The 19,141-nt window shown below is 72.9% G+C and carries 18 protein-coding genes; 10 read left to right on the top strand and 8 right to left on the bottom strand.

Annotated features, from left to right (window positions below; genetic code table 11):
* The first annotated feature begins 17 nt into the window (after positions 1–17).
* A complete protein-coding gene (locus ACSNOG_RS01965) occupies positions 18–1,025 on the top strand; it encodes a quinone oxidoreductase family protein (protein ID WP_436750734.1) in 1,008 nt (335 codons plus the stop codon).
* Between the two features lie 29 nt (positions 1,026–1,054).
* On the opposite strand, the gene ACSNOG_RS01960 is transcribed toward ACSNOG_RS01965, so the two are convergent.
* Positions 1,055–1,264, bottom strand: coding sequence for a cold-shock protein (locus ACSNOG_RS01960; RefSeq protein WP_436750733.1), 210 nt, complete (start codon positions 1,262–1,264; stop codon positions 1,055–1,057).
* 282 nt (positions 1,265–1,546) lie between these two features.
* Here ACSNOG_RS01960 and ACSNOG_RS01955 point away from each other — a divergent pair, with 282 nt between their 5' ends.
* On the top strand, positions 1,547–2,665 hold the full coding sequence (locus ACSNOG_RS01955; RefSeq protein ID WP_436750732.1) for a GNAT family N-acetyltransferase: 1,119 nt from the start codon (positions 1,547–1,549) through the stop codon (positions 2,663–2,665).
* 24 nt (positions 2,666–2,689) lie between these two features.
* Here ACSNOG_RS01955 and ACSNOG_RS01950 read toward each other — a convergent pair whose 3' ends face one another.
* The 7 genes from ACSNOG_RS01950 to ACSNOG_RS01920 all read right to left on the bottom strand — a co-directional run bounded on the left by ACSNOG_RS01950 (position 2,690) and on the right by ACSNOG_RS01920 (position 10,556).
* A complete protein-coding gene (locus tag ACSNOG_RS01950; RefSeq protein ID WP_436750731.1) occupies positions 2,690–4,912 on the bottom strand; it encodes a HelD family protein in 2,223 nt (740 codons plus the stop codon).
* Between the two features lie 178 nt (positions 4,913–5,090).
* Positions 5,091–5,177 (bottom strand): MFS transporter small subunit, encoded by an 87-nt coding sequence (locus ACSNOG_RS01945; RefSeq protein WP_436750750.1) that lies wholly within the window; start codon positions 5,175–5,177, stop codon positions 5,091–5,093.
* 23 nt (positions 5,178–5,200) lie between these two features.
* Complete coding sequence (locus ACSNOG_RS01940; protein ID WP_436750730.1) at positions 5,201–6,568, bottom strand: L-lactate MFS transporter; 1,368 nt, start codon at positions 6,566–6,568, stop codon at positions 5,201–5,203.
* Positions 6,569–6,717: 149 nt separating this feature from the next.
* Complete coding sequence (locus ACSNOG_RS01935) at positions 6,718–7,848, bottom strand: thioredoxin family protein (protein WP_436750729.1); 1,131 nt, start codon at positions 7,846–7,848, stop codon at positions 6,718–6,720.
* A gap of 19 nt (positions 7,849–7,867) precedes the next feature.
* Positions 7,868–8,059 (bottom strand): ferredoxin, encoded by a 192-nt coding sequence (locus ACSNOG_RS01930; protein WP_436750728.1) that lies wholly within the window; start codon positions 8,057–8,059, stop codon positions 7,868–7,870.
* A gap of 26 nt (positions 8,060–8,085) precedes the next feature.
* Positions 8,086–9,306: a cytochrome P450 gene (locus tag ACSNOG_RS01925; RefSeq protein ID WP_436750727.1), complete on the bottom strand. Its 1,221-nt coding sequence runs from the start codon at positions 9,304–9,306 to the stop codon at positions 8,086–8,088.
* Between the two features lie 35 nt (positions 9,307–9,341).
* Positions 9,342–10,556, bottom strand: coding sequence for a cytochrome P450 (locus ACSNOG_RS01920; protein WP_436750726.1), 1,215 nt, complete (start codon positions 10,554–10,556; stop codon positions 9,342–9,344).
* Between the two features lie 243 nt (positions 10,557–10,799).
* Here ACSNOG_RS01920 and ACSNOG_RS01915 point away from each other — a divergent pair, with 243 nt between their 5' ends.
* The 8 genes from ACSNOG_RS01915 to ACSNOG_RS01880 are packed head-to-tail and all read left to right on the top strand — an operon-like array spanning position 10,800 to position 19,114.
* Complete coding sequence (locus ACSNOG_RS01915; protein ID WP_436750725.1) at positions 10,800–11,696, top strand: proline iminopeptidase-family hydrolase; 897 nt, start codon at positions 10,800–10,802, stop codon at positions 11,694–11,696.
* 16 nt (positions 11,697–11,712) lie between these two features.
* Positions 11,713–12,657: an ACP S-malonyltransferase gene (locus tag ACSNOG_RS01910; protein WP_436750724.1), complete on the top strand. Its 945-nt coding sequence runs from the start codon at positions 11,713–11,715 to the stop codon at positions 12,655–12,657.
* A 25-nt stretch (positions 12,658–12,682) separates the two neighbouring features.
* Entirely contained in the window at positions 12,683–12,934 is a 252-nt protein-coding gene (locus ACSNOG_RS01905; protein ID WP_436750749.1) for an acyl carrier protein, read from the top strand.
* A 21-nt stretch (positions 12,935–12,955) separates the two neighbouring features.
* Positions 12,956–14,482: an AMP-binding protein gene (locus ACSNOG_RS01900; protein ID WP_436750723.1), complete on the top strand. Its 1,527-nt coding sequence runs from the start codon at positions 12,956–12,958 to the stop codon at positions 14,480–14,482.
* Between the two features lie 54 nt (positions 14,483–14,536).
* Positions 14,537–16,075, top strand: coding sequence for an AMP-binding protein (locus ACSNOG_RS01895; protein ID WP_436750722.1), 1,539 nt, complete (start codon positions 14,537–14,539; stop codon positions 16,073–16,075).
* A complete protein-coding gene (locus tag ACSNOG_RS01890) occupies positions 16,072–17,313 on the top strand; it encodes a type III PLP-dependent enzyme (RefSeq protein WP_436750721.1) in 1,242 nt (413 codons plus the stop codon). Before ACSNOG_RS01895 ends, ACSNOG_RS01890 begins: the two co-directional genes overlap by 4 nt.
* A complete protein-coding gene (locus ACSNOG_RS01885; RefSeq protein ID WP_436750720.1) occupies positions 17,310–17,801 on the top strand; it encodes a cobalamin B12-binding domain-containing protein in 492 nt (163 codons plus the stop codon). The genes ACSNOG_RS01890 and ACSNOG_RS01885 overlap by 4 nt, the downstream gene beginning before the upstream one ends.
* On the top strand, positions 17,798–19,114 hold the full coding sequence (locus ACSNOG_RS01880; RefSeq protein ID WP_436750719.1) for a methylaspartate mutase: 1,317 nt from the start codon (positions 17,798–17,800) through the stop codon (positions 19,112–19,114). Before ACSNOG_RS01885 ends, ACSNOG_RS01880 begins: the two co-directional genes overlap by 4 nt.
* The last annotated feature ends 27 nt before the right edge of the window (positions 19,115–19,141 follow it).

Genomic DNA, 19,141 nt, shown 5'->3' with positions numbered 1-19,141 from the left:
CGGACCAGGGGAGACGCATGCGCGCGATCCAGTACGAGAACCACGGCGGCTACGACGAACTCCGGCTGGTCGACCTGCCGGTGCCCGCGCCGGAACCCGGCCAGGCCCTGGTGCGCATCACCTACGGCACGGTCAGCCCGCTGGACGACACCGTCCGGGCGGGGCGGATGTCACCGGACCTCCACAAGCCGCTGCCGATCGTGCCCGGCGGGGCGGCCGTCGGCGTGGTGGCCGATCCGGGCACGTCGGGGCTGGCCGCGGGCGCCCGGGTGATGGTCTCCGGGCAGGGCCGCGGGCTGAGCGTCGACGGCACCTGGCGCGAGTACGTCGCGGAGCGCCCCGAGGCCCTCTCCCCCGTCCCCGACGAGGTGACGGACGCGCAGATGGCCGCCCTGATGGCGGGCGCCGGGCACGTGACCGGCTACCTCGCCCTGACCGAGCTGGCCGGGTTCCGGCCGGGGATGAGCGTGCTCGCCCCGGGCGTCGGCGGCGCGGTGGGCATGGGGACCGCCCAGGTGGCCGCCGAACTGGGGGCCTCCCTGGTGATCTCCACGGCCGGCAGCACCGCCAAGGCCGAACGGGCCCGCGCGGCCGGTTTCGCCCACGTCGTCGACCTCTCCCGGGAGACCCTGCGCGAGGGCGTCGCGCGCCTGACCGGCGGCAAGGGCGTGGACGTGGTCGTCGACGGCGTCGCCGGGCCCCTGCTCGGCGACGCCCTCGGCTGCCTGGCCCGGGGCGGGGACTACGTCTGCGTGGGCTACGCGGGCGGCACGCGCGGCACCGTCGACGTGACGGACCTGATCTGGCGGACCGCGCGGGTCCACGGCTACATGTTCGACATGTTCGCGCCGGAGACGGCGGCCGCCGCGCGCCGCACGGTGACCGGCTGGCTGGCCGAGGGCCGCTTCGACCCGGTCGTCGCCCGGGAGTTCCCCCTGGAGGAGGCCGCCCGGGCGCAGCGTCACCTCATCGAGGACCGGCCGTTCGGCCGCGTCCTGCTGAGGATCGCGGGAGACGGCCGGTAGGGCGGCGCGGGGTGAGGGGGCCGGCCCCCTCACCCCTGCTCACGGACGACGTTCTCCGCCTGGGGTCCCTTGGGGCCCTGGGTGACGTCGTAGGACACGCGATCGTTCTCGTACAACTCCTTGAAGCCTTGCGTCTGGATGGCCGAGAAGTGGACGAACACGTCCGGGCCGCCGTCGTCCTGCTCGATGAAGCCGAAGCCCTTGTCCGCGTTGAACCACTTCACCTTGCCTGTTGCCATGTGATTCCAGTCCTTCGTCCTTCTCGCACGACGCGACGGGCTCGACGCGCCGGCCGCGGCCGGTCACGGCCGGCCCGGTCCCTCACCTTTCCCCTCCCGGCGGGCGGAGATGCCCTCCGTTTCCCTCTCTTCACCCCTTCGGAGGGAATGCCGCCGCTTCCCGTCTCCCGTCCTCGTTTGCCCCCATTTGGCGGCGCGGCCCCGCTATATTCGACGCCGGAGCCACGGGCGCAGACGGCCGTCGCTCCGGGTGTCCGTGACCGCAGCGGCGGAAAGGACCACGTGATCGGCTCGTACGCGTACGCATCACTGCCGGAAGCGACCGCACGTCATCCCCTGGCCCCGGCTCGCGGCCTCTACAGCAGCGACTCCTGGCTGGAGCTGCTGCACGGCCACGGCCACCGTTACCGCTGGCTGCTGATGTGCGCGCGGGAGCGCGCCGCGGCCCTGACCCCCCTGACCGACGGCCCGGCCGTGCAGACCGCGCGCTACCACCCGGGCTTCCTCCTCCACGGACGGCTCCCGGCCGAGCACTGCGTCGTCGCCGGCCCCCGCACCGGCTACCTCAACGAGCTGCGCTACGGGCCGGAGAGACTGCCGGCGGACGAGGTCGCCGAGGGCCTGCTCACCCCCGGGGAGCGGGAAGCGGCGCCCGAAGCCGCCCTCCTGCCGTACCTGCCGAGCGGGCCCGCGGCCGCCTTCGAGACGGCGGGCCACCCGGTCGGCCTGATCGCCTGGGACGCCTGGCTCGACGTGCCCGCCACCGGCTTCGACGGCTACCTCGCCGGGCTGGAGAAGCCCCACCGCCACCAGGTGAAGGACGACCTGCGGCGGTACACCATGGCGGGCGTCGCCTTCTCCACCCGCCCGCTCACCGGCCCCGACGACGACACCGGCGACCTGCTGGCGCTGCACGAGCGCATGTACGGCTCCGCCTACGACCGGCCCGGCTCGCGCTTCTCCCGCTACCTGGCCCGCTGCGCCGAGCTCCCGGGCGCCTACGTCGTACGGGCCCGGCTCGCGGGCCGCACGGTCGGCTGCCACCTGGTCTTCCACTACCGCGACGTGCTGTGGGTGCGGCTGATCGGCGTCGACGAGTCCCGCCCCGGAACCCGCGGCTGCTACTTCGGCCTGATGTTCTACGAGCCGCTCCGGCTCGCCCACGAGCTCGGTGCCCGCGCCGTGCACCTCGGCATCGGCACCTCGCGGGCCAAGTCCCGGCGCGGCGCGCGGCTGGAGCCCCTGTGGACGGTGGCCGTCACCGCCCGGGGCCCGGCGCGCGAACGGGCGCAGGAGGGGCTCGCCGCCCGGGCCCTGGACCTGCCGGACCCCGCGCCCGAGGGCGACGGCCCCCCACCGGACTCGCCGTCGGCGTGGGCCCGGCCCTCGTGGGCGGGGTGACGGGGTGCCCCGCCCCCCGGCGTTTCAGCAGTTCGGCAGGGCGCCCTCCAAGCCCTCCGGGAGCGGGCCCGTGTGCACGATCCCGAGGCGCTGGGTGGCCCGGGTCAGGGCCACGTACAGGTCGCTCAGGCCGAACTCCGCCGGTTCCGCCACGATCACCGCGTCGAACTCCAGCCCCTTGGCCTGGCGCGGGTCCAGCAGGACCACCGGCCGCGTCAGGTCGGGGGAGGGGCCGTGGGCGGCGTCCGGGAGGGCCGCGGACAGGGCCGCGTGGTGCGGGCGCGGTGCGATGACCGCCAGGCGGCCCTCCGCCGGGAGTTCCTTCGCGACGGCCTCGGCGACCGCGTGCGCCAGGTCGCCGGTGCGCAGCGCCCACGGGCGCACGTCCGTGGAGCGGATCGAGCGCGGCGGCTCGAAGGACGGGTCGGCGGAGCGCAGCACGGCCGCCGCGACCTCCATGACCTCGGCGGGCGTCCGGTAATTGACGCCGAGCCGCACGTGCTCCCAGCGGTCCCCGACGTACGGCTCGAGGACCGTGCGCCACGCGCCGCAGCCGCCCGGCTCCGACGTCTGGGCGGGGTCGCCGACCAGCGTCATCGAACGGGTGGGACACCGGCGCATCAGCAGCCGCCACGCCATCGGCGACAGCTCCTGCGCCTCGTCCACGATGATGTGGCCGAAGGCCCACGTGCGGTCGGCGGCGGCGCGCTCGGCGGCGCTGCGGTGGTCCTCCTCCTCGTGGCGCTCGGCGAGCCGCTCGGCGTCGACGAGGTCGTGCGCGGCCAGCACCTCCGAGTCGTCGTCCTCCCGGTCCTCGAACTCCTGGGTGCGCGAGCCGTAGGACATGTCGAGCACGCCCTGGGCGTAGGCGACCTGCCGCTGCCGCTCGGCCTCGGCGGCGGCGCGGGCGGCCGAGTCGTCCTCGCCGAGCAGCTCGGCGGCCTCGTCCAGGAGCGGCACGTCGGCGGGGGTCCAGGCGCCGCCCTCGCGCCGGACGGCCGCGGCGTCGGCCTCCGGGAGGTGCACGGGGTCGGCGAGGTAGTCCGCGATCAGCTGCTGCGGCGTGAGCACGGGCCACAGCTCCTCGATGGCGGCATGCACGGCGCTGCTGGCCGCGATGGCCTTCCCGAGCTGGGCGACGTCGTCGGGGCCGAGGAAGTTGGGCCCGCCGTAGGGGTCCGCGCCTATGCGGTCGGCGAGCTGCCGGGTGAGCGCGTCGATGACGTGGAAGGCGAAGTAGGGGCGGGCGAGGTTGTGCGGCAGCTTCGTGGCGCGCGCGTGGTGCCGCGCGTCGGCGGCGATGTCCGCGTCCAGCAGCAGCTCGCCGTCCTCGTGGTCGATGACGATCACGGGGTCGGGAAGGGTCTGCCGGTCCCGTACGCAGGCCGCCAGGGCGCCGGCCATGGCCGCGCCGCCCTTGACCTCGGCGGCCCGCGGGGTGTCGGTCCCCGTCGCGGTCACGCCGGGGAAGAGCTCGCCGGGGGTGGCGAGCAGCACGCCCGTCTCGCCGAGCGAGGGCAGCACTTCCCCGATGTAGCCCAGGAACGCGGGGTTGGGCCCCACGATCAGCACGGCGCGCCGGGACAACTGCTCGCGGTGGGCGTAGAGCAGGTAGGCCGCGCGGTGCAGGGCCACGACCGTCTTGCCGGTGCCGGGCCCGCCCTCGACGACGAGGACGCCGCGGTGCGGGGCGCGGATGATGCGGTCCTGCTCGGCCTGGATGGTCTGCACGATGTCGTGCATCCGGCCGGTGCGGGCGGCGTCGAGGGCGGAGAGCAGCACGGCGTCGGCGTCGGAGCCCTCGTGGCCGGTGCGCTCGGTGTCGGCGAGGTCGAGGATCTCGTCGTGCAGGGCGGTGACGCGGTGGCCTTCGGTGGTGATGTGCCGCCTGCGGCGCAGCCCCATCGGGGTGTGCCCGGTGGCGAGGTAGAAGGGGCGGGCGACCTCGGCGCGCCAGTCGATGACGAGCGGGGTGCGCTCGGCGTCGTCCCGCCGGATGCCGATGCGGCCGATGTGGTGGTCGCGGCCGTCCCGGAAGGCGAGCCGGCCGAAGCACAGGCCCCGCTCGCCGGCGTTGAAGGCGGCGAGGAGGCCGGACTGCTCGGCCACCATGACGTCGCGCTCCAGCCGCGCCTGGAAGGTGCTGCCGCCCTGTGCGAGGGCCTGCGCCACGGACGCCTCGGCCCCGGCACGCAGCTCGGCCAGGCGTGCGTAGAGCAGGTCGATGAATTCTTGCTCGTTGCGCATGTCCGTGTTTGACAATTCAGCTCCCGCCGGGATATGATGGCCTCATAAAGCTTCCCCCTGCCGTGATTTCGCGTGGCAGGGAAACATTCAATATACGCAGAGAAATCCCCCGTCCGTCAATACGGCCGGGGGATTTCCTGTTTTCCGGAGCCTTCATGGCCTTCACCCGGCATGGCCCTCACCCGGTGAACAATTGCCGAAGCCTTGAGCCGAGTTCGTACACTCCGTAGGCGAAGGGCGCCCCGACCCACAGCCAGCTCAGCACGAGCACCGCCTTGCGCAGGGGTGTCACAGCCCCGCCCCCCTCTCCGGTACGGCCTCCGCCGGCGGGCGGCCCCCGCCGCCGGCCGGCTCGTGGTGCCGCGGGTGCACGGGCCGGATCAGCTCGTTGGCGGCGAAGCCCACGGCCAGCAGCCCGATCATGACCAGGAACGACGTGGTGTAGCGGTCGGCCCCCGTCCGGCCCGCGGACTTCCCCGCGTCCGCGACGGAGTTGACGATGAGCGGCCCGAGGATCCCGGCCGTGGACCACGCCGTCAGCAGCCGGCCGTGGACCGCCCCGACCTGGTACGTCCCGAAGAGGTCCTTGAGGTACGCGGGCACGGTCGCGAAACCGCCGCCGTAGAACGACAGCACCACCGCGGCGCACACGATGAACAACACCTTGGACGAATCGCCGGCGAGAGCGATGACGAGGTACATGAGCGCGCCCGCGCCGAGACAGAGCCGGTAGACGTTCTTACGGCCGGTGAAGTCGGAGGCGGAGGACCAGACGATCCGGCCGAGCATATTGGCGAGCGAGAGCACGCCGACGAATCCCGCGGCGGCGGCCGTGCCCACGGGGGAGGAGGTCTCCGCGAAGAAGTCCGTGACCATCGGGGCGGCCTTTTCCAGAATGCCGATGCCGCCCGTGACGTTCGCGCAGAGAACGACCCACAGGCACCAGAACTGCGGAGTGCGCAGGGCGCTGCGGGCCGACACCCGGGCGCCGGTGACGGACGCCGGGGACGGCGCACGGTCCGCCGCTCCCTGCGACGGCGGGGCATCGGGCGGCACACGCACCAGCAGCACGCCGAGCGTCATGAACACGGCGTACGCCAGCCCCATCGTCAGGAACGTCCGCGCGATGCCGGACGGATCCGCGCCGAAGTGCGAGAGCAGCGCGGCCGACCACGGCGAGGCAATGAGGGCGCCACCGCCGAAGCCCATGATGGCGATGCCGGTGGCCATGCCCGGGCGGTCGGGGAACCACTTGATGAGCGTGGAGACCGGCGAGATGTAACCGATGCCCAGCCCCGTCCCGCCGATCAGGCCGTAACCTACGACGACGAGCCAGTACTGGCGCGTGGCCGCCCCCAGGGCGGCCACCAGGAAACCCGACGAGAAGCACACGGCCGACACGGTCATCGCCCAGCGCGGGCCGTTGCGCTCCACGAGCGTCCCGCCGAACGCCGCCGACAGGCCGAGCATCACGATCGCCACCTGGAACGGCAGCGCCGAGGCCGTGCCGGACAAACCCAGCGAGGCCTCCAGCGGCGGTTTGAACACGCTCCACGCGTAGGCCTGGCCGATGGCCAGGTGAATGGACAGCGCAGCGGGCGGCACCAGCCAGCGGCTCCACCCCGGCGGCGCGACGACACCGGATCGGGCAGGCATGGACGGACGCTACAGCGTCCCGAGGCCCGCGCCCAGACCACGGGAGAACCGGCCGCCGGGGACCTGCGCACTTCACCGACAGCCGGGTTCATCGCCTGCGGGCGCACCGTGGCCGGTCGCGCAGTTCCCCGCGCCCCTTCGGGCGCGGCTCAGCCGGTGGTGACTCCCGCCGCGGTCAGCCAGCCGGTGAGCCGGGGAGCGGTCACCACGCCGCTGAAGCGGAAGCTTTCCTTGCCCTCGTGCAGCACGATCACGGTGGGCACGCCCATCGCGTCGAAGCGCCCCTGCGCCCAGCCGGCCCGGTCCACATCGATCCTCACACCGGTCAGGGCCCCGTCGCAGGCCTCGACCACCTCCTCCAGGACGGGGGTGAGCAGGGAGCACGGGCCGCACCACGGGGCGGTGAGGTCGACGAGGACGGGCACGGGCCCGGCGAGCAGCCGGTCCAGCTCGGCCTCGTCGGCGACCTCGCGCAGCACGCCGCGCTCCTGCGGCTCCTCGGCGTCCCCTTCTTCGAAGCCCTCCTCGTCCTCGAAGTCGCCGGTGTCCGCGGCCTCGGCGGCGGCGCGGGCGAAGAGGGCGGCGTTCTCCGGCGGGGCGGAGATGCCGTTGACGCTGAGCCCGGCGGCCAGCAGCCGCTCCAGCACGTCGAGGGCGAGGTCGTGGCCGGGGCGCTCGGCCACCGACACCTCGGCCAGGTGCGGTACGAGCGCGAGGAGGGCGTCGGCCAGGGCGTGGTCGACGCGCACGCCCTCGAAGGCGAGGGAGGCGAGGTGCGGCGCCCCGGCCAGGGCGGCCAGCGACCCGGGCTCGAACGCGGTGGTGCCGCTGAGGACGAGGGTGTCGAGGGAGCCGGCCGTCTCGGACCCGGCGAGGGCGGCCAGCCCCGCCCCGGTGAACCGGGGCGACTCCAGCACCAGATCGGTCAGTTCCGGCATGCCCGCGAGGGCCGCGACGCCCTCGTCGGTGAAGTCGCCCGACAGCACGAGCGTCTTCAGCGCCCGCTGCCCCCCGACGGCCCTGAGCAGGTCGTCGGTCGCGCCGCCGAGGTCGGCGACGACGAACGCGTCGGACGGCAGCCCCGCGAGGCCGTCCGCGAGGGCCGCCTTGTCGGCGGCCTCGGCGTCGGCCGCGTCGATCACGTAGACGAGCCGGGAGCCGGAGGACAGGGCCACCGGGCCGCGCGCCTCCATCTCCACGGGCTCGCCGCCGCCCTCTGTGTAGCGGACGAGGGTGCCGGGAAGGCCTTGCTCGGGGAACTCGATCAGACGTGCGCTCATGCGCCCATGCTAGGGGCCGTCACCCGTCGAGGCTGATGACCTGGACCGGGCAGGTCATGACGGCCTGGCGGACGTCGTCGTGCACCTCCTCCGGCGGCGCCTCCTCCAGGAGGACGACGATCCCGTCGTCGTCCTGGTCGAAGACGCGGGGGACGAGCATCGCGCACTGACCGGACCCCACGCACCGCGGGGCCTCGACGCTGACACGCATGGCGGGGAACCCCTCCTCGGAGCCGGTCACCAGGTGACGGGCAGTTCGTAGACGCCGTAGACCATGGCGTCGTCCTTGAACCGGAGCTCCTCCAGGGGCGCGGCCAGGCGCAGGCCCGGGATGCGGCGGAAGAGCGTGCCGTAGACGACCTCCAGCTCCACACGGGCGAGGTTCGCGCCGATGCACTGGTGGATGCCGTAGCCGAAGGCGAGGTGGCTGCGGGCGTCCTCGCGGTGGATGTCGAGGGTGTCGGGGTCGGGGAAGACGCTCTCGTCGTGGTCCGCGGAGTTGTTCAGGGGCAGGATGCCCTCGCCGGCGCGGATGGTGACGCCGCCGACCTCCATGTCCTCCAGGGCCACGCGCGCGGCGCCGGAGTCGGAGATGCTGAAGAAGCGCAGGAGTTCCTCGACGGCCCGGGGCATCAGCCCGGGGTCGGCCTTGACCGCCTCCAGCTGTTCGGGGTGCTCCAGCAGCGCCAGCACACCGAGGGCGATCATGTTGGCGGTCGTCTCGTGCCCGCCGACGAGCATCAGCCGCGCCATGGTCACGACGTCGGTGTGGTCGGCGATCCGCTCGACGCGGTTCTTCTCGATGAACCGGCTGATCAGGTCGTCGCCCGGCTGCTCCTCCTTGCCGGCCACCAGCCGGTCGAGGTAGCCGTCGAGCGCGTACACCGCCGCCCCGTAGTCCTCGGGGGCGGCGTCGTGGTTCATCATCATCGCCGACCACTCCTCGAACTGCGCGTGGTCCTCGTAGGGGACGCCGAGCAGTTCGCAGATCACGAGGGAGGGCACGGACAGCGCGAGCGCGGTCACCAGGTCCACCGGTCCGCCCGCGGCGAGCATCGCGTCGATGCGCTCGTCCACGATCTCCTGGATGCGCGGGCGCATGGCCCGGATCCGCCGCGCGGTGAACTCGGGGATGAGCATGCGGCGCTGGGCGGTGTGGTCCGGCGGGTCCATCGACAGCAGCATCAGCCGCACCTCGCGGAGCATCTCCTCCGGGATGTGGAACTGGTGCGGGTAGCCCGGCAGCTTCAGGTTCGAGCTCACCCGGGAGTCGCCGAGCACCTGCTTGACGTGCTCGTAGGTGGTGACCAGCCAGGCGGGCTTGCCGTTGACCTTCAGGGTCGCCCGGGAGACCGGCTCGCTCGCGCGGAGCTTCGCGTACTCCTCCGGCGGGCTGAAGGGACAGGTGCGCGTCATCGGGAACGCCGGGTGGCTCGCCTGGTCGGCGGGGTGCGTCATGGTGCCCTCTCGAACTGGGTGCGTCGTGCGGATGGTTACCAGGTGACCGGCAGCTCGTAGACGCCGAACACGATGGCGTCGTCCTTGAACTGCAGGTCCTCCGGGGAGGCGGCGAGGCGGAGGCCGGGGATGCGCCGGAAGAGGGTGCCGTAGACGACTTCGAGTTCGAGGCGCGCGAGGTTCTGCCCGATGCACTGGTGGACGCCGTAGCCGAAGGCGAGGTGGCTGCGCGCCTCCTCGCGGTGGATGTCGAGGGTGTCGGGGTCGGGGAAGACGGCCTCGTCGTGGTTGGCCGCGTTGTTGAGCGGCAGGATGCCCTCGCCCGCGCGGATGGTGACGCCGCCGATCTCGATGTCCTCCAGGGCCACGCGGGCGGTGCCGGAGTCGGAGATGCTGAAGTAGCGCAGCAGCTCCTCGACGGCCCGCGGTAGCAGGGCCGGGTCGGCCTTGACCGCGGCGAGCTGCTCGGGGTGCTCCAGCAGCGCCAGGGTGCCGAGGGCGATCATGTTGGCGGTGGTCTCGTGTCCGGTGACGAGCATCAGCCGCGCCATACTGACGATGTCCGCGTGCCCGACCGCCGGCTCCGCACGGTTCTTCCCGATCAGCCGGCTGATCATGTCGTCGCCCGGCTCGCTCTCCTTGGCGGTGACGAGACCGTCGACGTACTGGTCGAGCTCGTAGTGGGCCCTGCCGCGCTCCTCCTCGCTGATGTCGCGGTTCATGATCTGCCCGGCCCAGTGCTCGAACCGGCCGTGGTCCTCGTAGGGGACGCCGAGCAGCTCGCAGATGACCAGGGACGGCACGGGCAGGGCGAGCGCGGCCACCAGGTCGACGGGGCCGCCGGCGGCGAGCATCGCGTCGATGTGCTGGTCCACGATCTCCTGGACCCGGGCCCGCAGCTCCCGCATCCGGCGGACGCTGAACTCGGGCGCCAGCATGCGGCGCTGGACGGTGTGGTCCGGCGGGTCCATCGACAGGAACGTCAGCGGGACGGACTGCAGCAGCTCCTCCGGCACGGGCACCTGGAGCGGGTAGCCCGGCAGCTTCAGGTTGGCGCTCACCCGGGAGTCGCCGAGCACCTTCTTGATGTGCTCGTGCTTGGTGACCAGCCAGGCGGGCTTGCCGTTGACCTTCAGGGTCGCCCGGGAGACCGGTTCGCTCGCGCGGAGCTTCGCGTATTCCTCCGGCGGGCCGAAGGGGCACCGGCGGGCCATGGGGAATGCGGGGTGCTGCTCGGCAGACGGGTTCATGATGCCCTCTCGCACTCGGTACGTCGTACGGGCGGGGGCACGTGGGAAACGGGCTACCGCCGTTCGCACGCTAGACACCCCCGGTGCGGGCGAGCACCCCCTACCGGCCCCAGTTCGGCGTCCCCGGCCGCACCCCTGGCGCAACCCCTGTTCCGCTAGGGGCCGTTAGGGGTCCTGGTGCGGCGCCGCAGCGGGTTAGCGTCGGTCACGACCCCCCGCACGCCGTCGAGTGAGGTGCTTGCCGTGTCCTCGGACCCCAGCGCGAAGGGAACGGTCCCTTTCGGGGAGTACCGGACCTGGTACCGGATCACCGGTGAACTCCGTGCGGGCCGGCCTGCCGTCGTCGCCGTGCACGGCGGCCCGGGCAGCACGCACGACTACCTGCTGGGCCTCACGGCCCTCGCCGACGCCGGCTGGCCGGTCGTCCACTACGACCAGCTCGGCAACGGCGGATCCACGCACCTGCCCGACCGCGAGGCCGGCTTCTGGACCCCCGAGCTCTTCCTCGACGAGCTGGACAACCTGCTCGACCGCCTCGGCATCGCGGACGACTACGTGCTCTTCGGCCAGTCGTGGGGCGGGCTGCTCTCCGCCCGGCACGCCTCGGCCCGGCCGCCGGGCCTGCGCGGCCTCGTCATCGCCAACGCACCCGCCTCGTACCCCCTGTGGCTCGGCGAGATGGAGGTGCTGCGCTCGCAGCTGCCCCCGGGCGTGGACGAGACGCTGCGGCGCCACGAGGCGGCCGGCACGACCGACTCGGACGAGTACTTCACCGCGATGCGCGTCTTCTACGACCGCCACGTGTGCCGGACCCTGCCGTGGCCGCGGGACTTCCTCTCCTCCTTCATGGAGATCTACAACGACCCGACCGTGTACTACACGATGAACGGGCCGAACGAATTCCATGTGATCGGCACCCTGAAGGACTGGTCGGTCATCGACGGACTGGACGCGATCGAGGCGCCGACGCTGCTGATCAACGGCCGTTACGACGAGGCGACCGCAGTGACGATGCAGCCGTTCCACGACCGCATTCCGCAGGTGCGCTGGGAGGTCTTCGAGCGTTCGAGCCACGTGCCGCACCTGGAGGAGCCGGAGCGGTTCACCGAGGTGCTGACCGAATTCCTGAAGAGCCTGTAGAGAGGACGTGGCATTCATGACCGCCGAGGCACGGAAGACCGCCGTCGTCTTTCCCGGCATGGGCCCGTCCGCGTTCTCCGACGTCGGCCGGTTCATGGTGGTGAACCCCTTCGCCCGCGAACTCGTCGCCGTCGCCGACGACGTGCTCGGCTATTCCCTGGTGGACGCCTTCCGCCAGGCCGACGGGGACTATTCCGAGGCGGCGCAGGTCGCCTTCCTCGTGAACTGTCTCGCCTCCGCCGAATGGGCGCGGCAGCACCTGGGGATCGAGCCCGGATGCTGCACGGGCCCGAGCTTCGGCGAGAAGGCGGCCATCGCCTACTCCGGGGCGCTCCCGGTGGCCGAGGCGATCCGGATGACCGCCGGGCTGGCCCGCTGCATGGACGAGTACTTCCTTCACGAGCACCGCGACATCGTCACGCTCTCCTTCGTGCGCACCCCGCGCGAGCGGCTCGACGAGATCCTCGCCGAACTGGACGAGCAGGGCGCGTGGTACGACATCTCCTGCTTCATCGACGACGACTTCTTCATGCTCTCCCTGGCCGAGGGCCGCGTGGCCCGGCTGCAGGAGCGGCTGCGCGCCGTCGGCGGCATGTCGCTGTACACGATGCGCCCGCCCATGCACTCGGCCGCCTTCGCGGGGCTGCGCGCCAAGGCCGAGCGGGAGGTGGTCTCCACCCTGGACTTCGCCGACCCGAAGCTGCCGGTCGTCGCCGACCAGGACGGCAGGCTCCTGCACTCGGCCGACGGCATCCGCACGATGCTGCTGGACAGCTTCACCCGCCCGCTGAACTGGCCGGCGGTCGTGACCGGCCTGAAGGAGGCCGGTGTCGAGCGGGTCTGCGTCGCGGGCCCGGACAGCCTCTTCGGCCGGGTCGGCCGCACGACGGACAACTTCGAGGTCATCCCGGCCAATCCGCGGCTGGCGATGACACCCCGGCGCCGTGCCGGCGCCGCCTGAGCACCCTCCGACGATGGGATCCACCATGTGGGACGACCAGTTCGAACAGCTGCTGCGCAAGTTCCTGCCGTTCCTGGCGCCGGACGAGCCCCTGGAGACCAGCACCGCCCTGCGTGACCTGGGGCTGGACTCCCTGGGCGTCGTCGAGCTGCTGGGGAACCTGGAGAGCGCCTACGACGTGCGCTTCGTCGACGGCGCACTGGCCATGGAGAACTTCGAGAACCCCGGCATCCTCTGGAAGACCGTGGAGAGCCTGCTGCCCGGCAACGCCGCCTAGCGGGGGCCGGGGGACACCACGATGGACGACACCACGGACACCACGCTGCCCGGCCGCTTCCTGCGCGGCCTGGCCCGCTCGCCGGACCGCCCCGCGGTCCGGGCCGGCGGAGCCGGGCTCACCTACCGGGAACTGCACGAGCGCGCGCTGGCGCTGGCGGGCTCGCTGCTGTCCGGGCTGCCGGAGCGGCCGCGGGCCATCGGCGTGCTGGCGGGCAAGGGCCCCTCCGCGTACGCGGCGGTCCTGGCCGGCCTGTACACGGGGATCACCACCGTCCCGCTGCAGCCCGCCTTCCCGGCGCTGCGCACCCGGCAGATGATCGAGGCGAGCGGGGTCGGCGCACTGATCGCGGACGACGACGCGCTGCCCGCGCTCACGGCGCTGCGGGAGGCCGGCACCGACCTCCCGGTGCTGTTCCCTCCCGGCGGGCAGCCCATGCGGTCCGTGCCGTACGACCCGGCCGCGGCCCTCGGCTCCCCGCAGCCGGTGGAGGCGTCGGACATCGCGTACGTGCTGTTCACCTCCGGCTCGACGGGCCGGCCGAAGGGCGTGCCGGTCACGCACGCCAACACCGCGCACTACTTCGGCCTGCTCGACGAGCGCTACGACTTCGGGCCCGGCGACGTCTTCTCGCAGAACTTCGACCTCAACTTCGACTGCGGGATGTTCGACCTGTTCTGCGCCTGGGGGGCCGGTGCGACCCTGACCGTGCCGCCGCCGCAGGCGTTCCGGGACATGCCGGCGTTCGCCGCCGCGGAGGGGCTGACCGTCTGGTTCTCCACGCCCAGCGCCATCGCCCTGATCCGGCGCATGGGCGGCCTGCGGCCGGGGGCCATGCCCTCCCTGCGGTGGAGTTTCTTCGCGGGGGAGGCGCTGAACTGCCAGGACGCCGAGGACTGGCAGACGGCGGCGCCGGGCGCGGCCCTGGAGAACCTCTACGGGCCCACCGAGCTGACCATCACGGTCTCCGCCCACCGGTGGTCCGCCGGGAGCGGGCTGCACGGCGTCGTGCCGATCGGCGCGGTGCACCCCGGGCACGGGGTGCTGCTGCTGGGCCCGGACGGGGCGGAGCGCACGGACGAGGGGGAGCTGTGCATCGCCGGGCCCCAGCTGACGCCCGGCTACCTCGACCCCTCCGACGACACCGGCCGCTTCTTCCTCCGGGACGGCCTGCGCTGGTACCGCACCGGCGACCGCGTCCGCCGGGCGGACGACGGCGGACTGCTCTACCTGGGGCGGCAGGACGCCCAGGTCCAGGTGCACGGCGTGCGCGTGGAGCTGGCCGAGGTGGACGCCGCGGTGCGCGCGTGCACCGGCGTGGAGGACGCCGTCACCGTGGCGGTCGCGGCGGGCCACACCAGCGAACTGGTGGTCTTCTACACCGGCTCCGCCGTGCCGCAGGTGCAGCTGGCCCGCGAACTGCGGGGCGTGCTGCCGCTCGCGATCGTCCCCAAGAAGTACGTGCACCTGGCGGAATTCCCGCTGAACCCGAACCGGAAGATCGACCGCAAGAAGCTCGCCCTCCGGGCCGCGCCGGCCGTCGGCTGAGACCGCCGCCCGGGCCGCGCGAGAGGGCTCTCATGAAAGGTCATACGGGGCGCAGTGAACCGTAATTCGACATCGGATACCCGTCCGCCCGCGCTGGTCCACGCGCTGCTGGACGAGGCCACGGCGGACACCGCCCCCGACGCCACGGCGGTCGGCGACGGAGCCGGGCGCTGGACGTACCGGGAGCTCTCCGCGTACAGCCACGCCGTCGACGCCTGGCTGGAAGCCCGCGGCATCGGCCACGGCGACCGGGTGCTCGTGCAGGTGCCCAGCACCCGCGAGCTGGTCGCCCTGTTCTACGGGACCTCGCGGCGCGGCGCGGTGTTCGTGTCGCTGAACCCGGGGATGAAGGACTTCCACCTCCGCTCGGTCCTCGCCAACGCCGAACCCCGGCTGGTGATCGCGGCCGACGCGGCGGCGGCGCGCATCGCGGATTTCTCCCCGGTCCCGGTCGTCGGGGCGCAGGAGTTCTGGAGCGGGGTCACCGCCCTGCACGAGAGCGGAGCGAAGGCCTCCGGCCCGGTGGAGGTGGGCGCCGAGGACATCGCGGCGCTGGTGTACACCTCCGGCAGCACCGCCGCGCCCAAGGCGGTCGTCTGCCCGCACGGGCCCATGCTCTTCGCCTCGCACGCGATCCACCTCGAACTCGGCTACCGCCCCGACGACGTGGTCTTCTGCCGCTTCCCGATCTCCTGGGACTACGGGCTGTACAAGATCCTCCTGGCCGCCCTGGGCCGCTCCGAGCTGGTCCTGGCCGACGGCGAGTCGGACCTGGTGCTGCTCAAGCGGATCCGGGAGTCGGGGGCGACGGTGGTGCCCATCGTGCCGTCCCTCGCCACCATGATCCTGACCCTGGCCGAGCGCGAGCCCGCGCCGCAGGGGCCCTCCCGGGTGCGGATGTTCACCAACACCGGGGCCGCGCTGCCGCGGCCGACGGCCGACGCCCTGCGTGCGGCGTTCCCGGGCTCCGAGGTGATCCGCCAGTTCGGCCAGACCGAGTGCAAGCGCATCTCGGTCCTGCCGGCCGCGTTCGAGGACAGCAAGCGCGACTCGGTCGGCCGGCCCCTGCCGGGCACGACGGTGCTCGTCCTCGGCGAGGACGGTTCCGAGCTCCCCGCGGGCGAGACGGGCGAGATCGTCGTCGAGGGCCCGCACGTGATGCCCGGGTACTGGCGCGCGCCGGAGTTGACCGCCCGCACGTTCCGCGAGAACCCCGAGACGGGCGCCCGGCGGCTGCATACCGGCGACTACGGCCACGTGGACGAGGACGGCTTCCTCTACTACGAGGGCCGCCGCGACGACGTGTTCAAGCGCAAGGGCGTGCGCATGAGCACCACCGAGATCGAGGCCGCCACGATGGACATCCCGGGCGTCCGCGCCGCGGCCGTCCTGCCGCCCAGCGGCGACCGCGACCTCGCGGTGTGCGTCGAGGGCGACGTGGCCTCCCACACCGTCCTGCGCGAGCTGGCCCGCCGGCTGGAGCCCGCCAAGGTCCCCGGCCTGTGCAAGGTCGTCGCGGACCTGCCCCTGACCCTGCACGGAAAGCACGAGCGCAAGCAGCTCGCCCTGTTGTTCGAAGGGAACGTCCGGTGACCGGATACACCGAGCTCGCCGAGCGCTTCGGCACCCCCGCCTACGTCTACGACCTCGACCGCATCGCGGCGGCCAAGCGGGACCTCTTCGCCGCCCTGCCCGAGGAGGCCCACCTCTTCTACGCCGCGAAGGCGAACCCGCACCCGGAGCTGATCCGCGAGATGTGCGCGGGCGCCGGGCGCACCTGCCGGCCGGAGATCAGCTCCGTCGGCGAACTCGCCGCGGTGCTCGCCGCGGGCGCCTCCCCGGCGGACGTCCTCTACACCGGTCCCGGCAAGACCGAGGGGGAGCTGACGGAGGCCCTGAAGGAGGGCGTGGGGCTGTTCTCCGTCGAGTCACCCGGCGACCTGCGGCGCATCGGGGAGGTCGCCGGCCGGCTCGGCGTCGTCGCCGACTGCCTGCTGCGGGTCAACAGCGCCTCCGCCAGCGCGTCCACCAGCATCCGGATGACCGGAGTCCCCTCCCAGTTCGGCTTCGACAGCGAGACGCTGCCGGGCCTGAAGGACGAGCTCACCGGCGTGCCCGGCACCCGGATCGCGGGCGCCCACTTCTTCCCGCTCAGCAACGCCAAGGACGAGGCGAGCCTGATCGCCGAGTTCCGGCACACGATCGCGGTGGCGGCCGGGCTGCAGGACGAGCTCGGCGTGCCCTTCCGGTTCGTGGACATCGGCGGCGGCTTCGCGGCCCCGTACGCCGTCACCGGCGACCGGCCCGTCTACGGCCAACTGCGCGAGGCCCTGGCGGAGGCGCTGGACGCGCACTTCCCCGGCTGGCGCGAGGGCGCCCCGCGCATCGGCTTCGAGTCCGGGCGCTACCTCGTGGGCGACAGCGGCACCCTGCTCGCCGGGGTCGTCAACCTCAAGGAGAGCCGCGGCCGGCGCTTCGCGATCCTGGACGGCGGCATCAACACCTTCGGCGGGATGTCCGGACTCGGGCGGATCCTGCCCGTGTCCGTGGAGCTCCACGGGCCGCAGGCGCCGGCCGAACAGGTCGCCAGCCTCGTCGGCCCGCTGTGCACGCCCGGGGACATCCTCGGCCGCGACATCCCGCTTCCGGCGCTCGCACCCGGCGACGTCGTCGCCGTGCCCAACGCCGGTGCCTACGGCCCCACCGCCAGCCTGCTGATGTTCCTGGGCCGGCCGGCCCCGGTCGAAATCGTCGTGCGCGGCGACGACGTCGTGTCGGCCTCCCGGATCGAGCACACCCGCGTCTACGCCCACGGCCGGGGGGAGCGATGAACACCCCCGCCACGACGGGCGCGGGAGCGGGCGCCGAGCCCGCCGCGAAAGGCGCCCCCGCCCGGCGGGACGCCACCGTCGTCGTCACGGGCGTGACCTCCGACTCGCACACCTGGAACCTGGTCTTCCTGCAACTGCTGCTCGAAGAGCTCGGCTTCACCGTCGTCAACCTCGGCCCCTGCGTCCCCGAGGAACTGGTCGTCTCCGAATGCCTCGCCCGCGAGCCCGCGCTGCTCGTGGTGAGCAGCGTCAACGGCCACGGCTACCGGGACGGGATGCGGCTGGTCAACCGGCTGCGCCGGCAGCCGGGACTGAACGGCATGCCCGCGGTCATCGGCGGCAAGCTGGGGATCGCCGGGGCCCAGAGCACCGAGCAGCTCGGCGCGCTGGTCACCGCCGGGTACGACGCCGTCTTCGACGACGGCGCCGAGGGGATCGCCTCCTTCCGGCGGCTGCTCGACGCGCTTCCGCAGCGGGCGCTGGCGTGACCGGGTTCGGCGCGTTCGTCCGCCGGGCACACGCCGGCGGCGAACTCGTCGTGCAGCCCAGGATGGGCATGAGCGAACCCGGGCGGATGCGCGCCGGACTGCGGGCGACCAGAGCGGCCAACGGGCGGACGGTCGGCACCATCACCCTGGACAGCTACACCCGCGTCCGGGACCTGGAGTCCGCCGGGCTCGCCCTCCTGGAGGGCGAGTCGCTCAACGGCTACCCGATCGTCAACCACGACCCGGCCACCACGCGCTGGGTCCTGGACGGCACCCACGGACCGGACTTCCCCGTCCAGGTCCGGCACGGCTCGGCGGATCCGATCGACATCTTCCGGGCGCTGATGACCGTCGGCCTCGACGCCTCCGAAGGCGGCCCCGTCTCGTACTGCCTGCCCTACGGACGCATCCCGCTGCGGGAGTCGGTGGCCAACTGGTCGCGCTCCTGCGAGCTGTTCGTCCGGCTGCGGGAGACCGGCCTGGAACCGCACCTGGAGACCTTCGGCGGATGCATGCTCGGGCAGCTGTGCCCGCCGAGCCAGCTGGTGGCCATCAGCGTGCTGGAGGCCCTGTTCTTCCACCGGCACGGCCTGCGCAGCATCTCCGTCAGCTACGCCCAGCAGACGAGCCCGCCGCAGGACGCCGAAGCCGTCGCGGCGCTGCGCCGGCTGTGCGCGGAGCTGCTGCCGGACACCGACTGGCACGTGGTCATCTACGCCTACATGGGCGTCTACCCGGCCTCGCCGGAGGGCGCCTACGGGCTGCTCGGCGAGGCGGCGGAGCTCGCCGCCTCCACCGGCTCCGAGCGCCTCATCGTGAAGACCGTCGCCGAATCCGTACGGATTCCGACGGTCGAGGAGAACGTCAGCGCGCTCGAATTCGCGGCGGCCACCGCCGCCGGAACCCGGCGGCCCGTCACCGCCGCCGGTGCGGGCGCCGATTCACAGACGCACTCCGATTCACAGACCTACGCGGAAGCCGCCGCCCTCGTGGCCGCCGTGCTGAATATGGCATCCGATCTCGGCGAGGCCATGCTGCTGGCATTCCGCAGGGGATATCTCGACATCCCCTATTGCCTGCACCCCGACAACATGGGGCGCAGCAGGAGTTACATCGACGGAAAGGGGCGGCTGCGCTGGGCGGACATCGGCAGGCTGCCGCTGTCCGGCGTGGTCGAAACGCGCGGGTCGCGCACGGTCACCTCCGGCGAACTGCTGGATTCCCTGTCCTACGTGCGCCGGAAGTTCGACAACGAGCAGGTGTCCGGCACGCCGGGCAGGAAAGCCATCGGCCCCGGGAAGCACCGCTCTTAGGGGTCGTTAAGGGTGGGGTCCCCGCCG

Source organism: Streptomyces sp. URMC 124, assembly GCF_051386455.1.
Classification (GTDB): domain Bacteria; phylum Actinomycetota; class Actinomycetes; order Streptomycetales; family Streptomycetaceae; genus Streptomyces.
The sequence above is the reverse complement of the archived record's forward strand: the minus strand, read 5'-3'. Positions and strand labels throughout refer to the sequence as shown.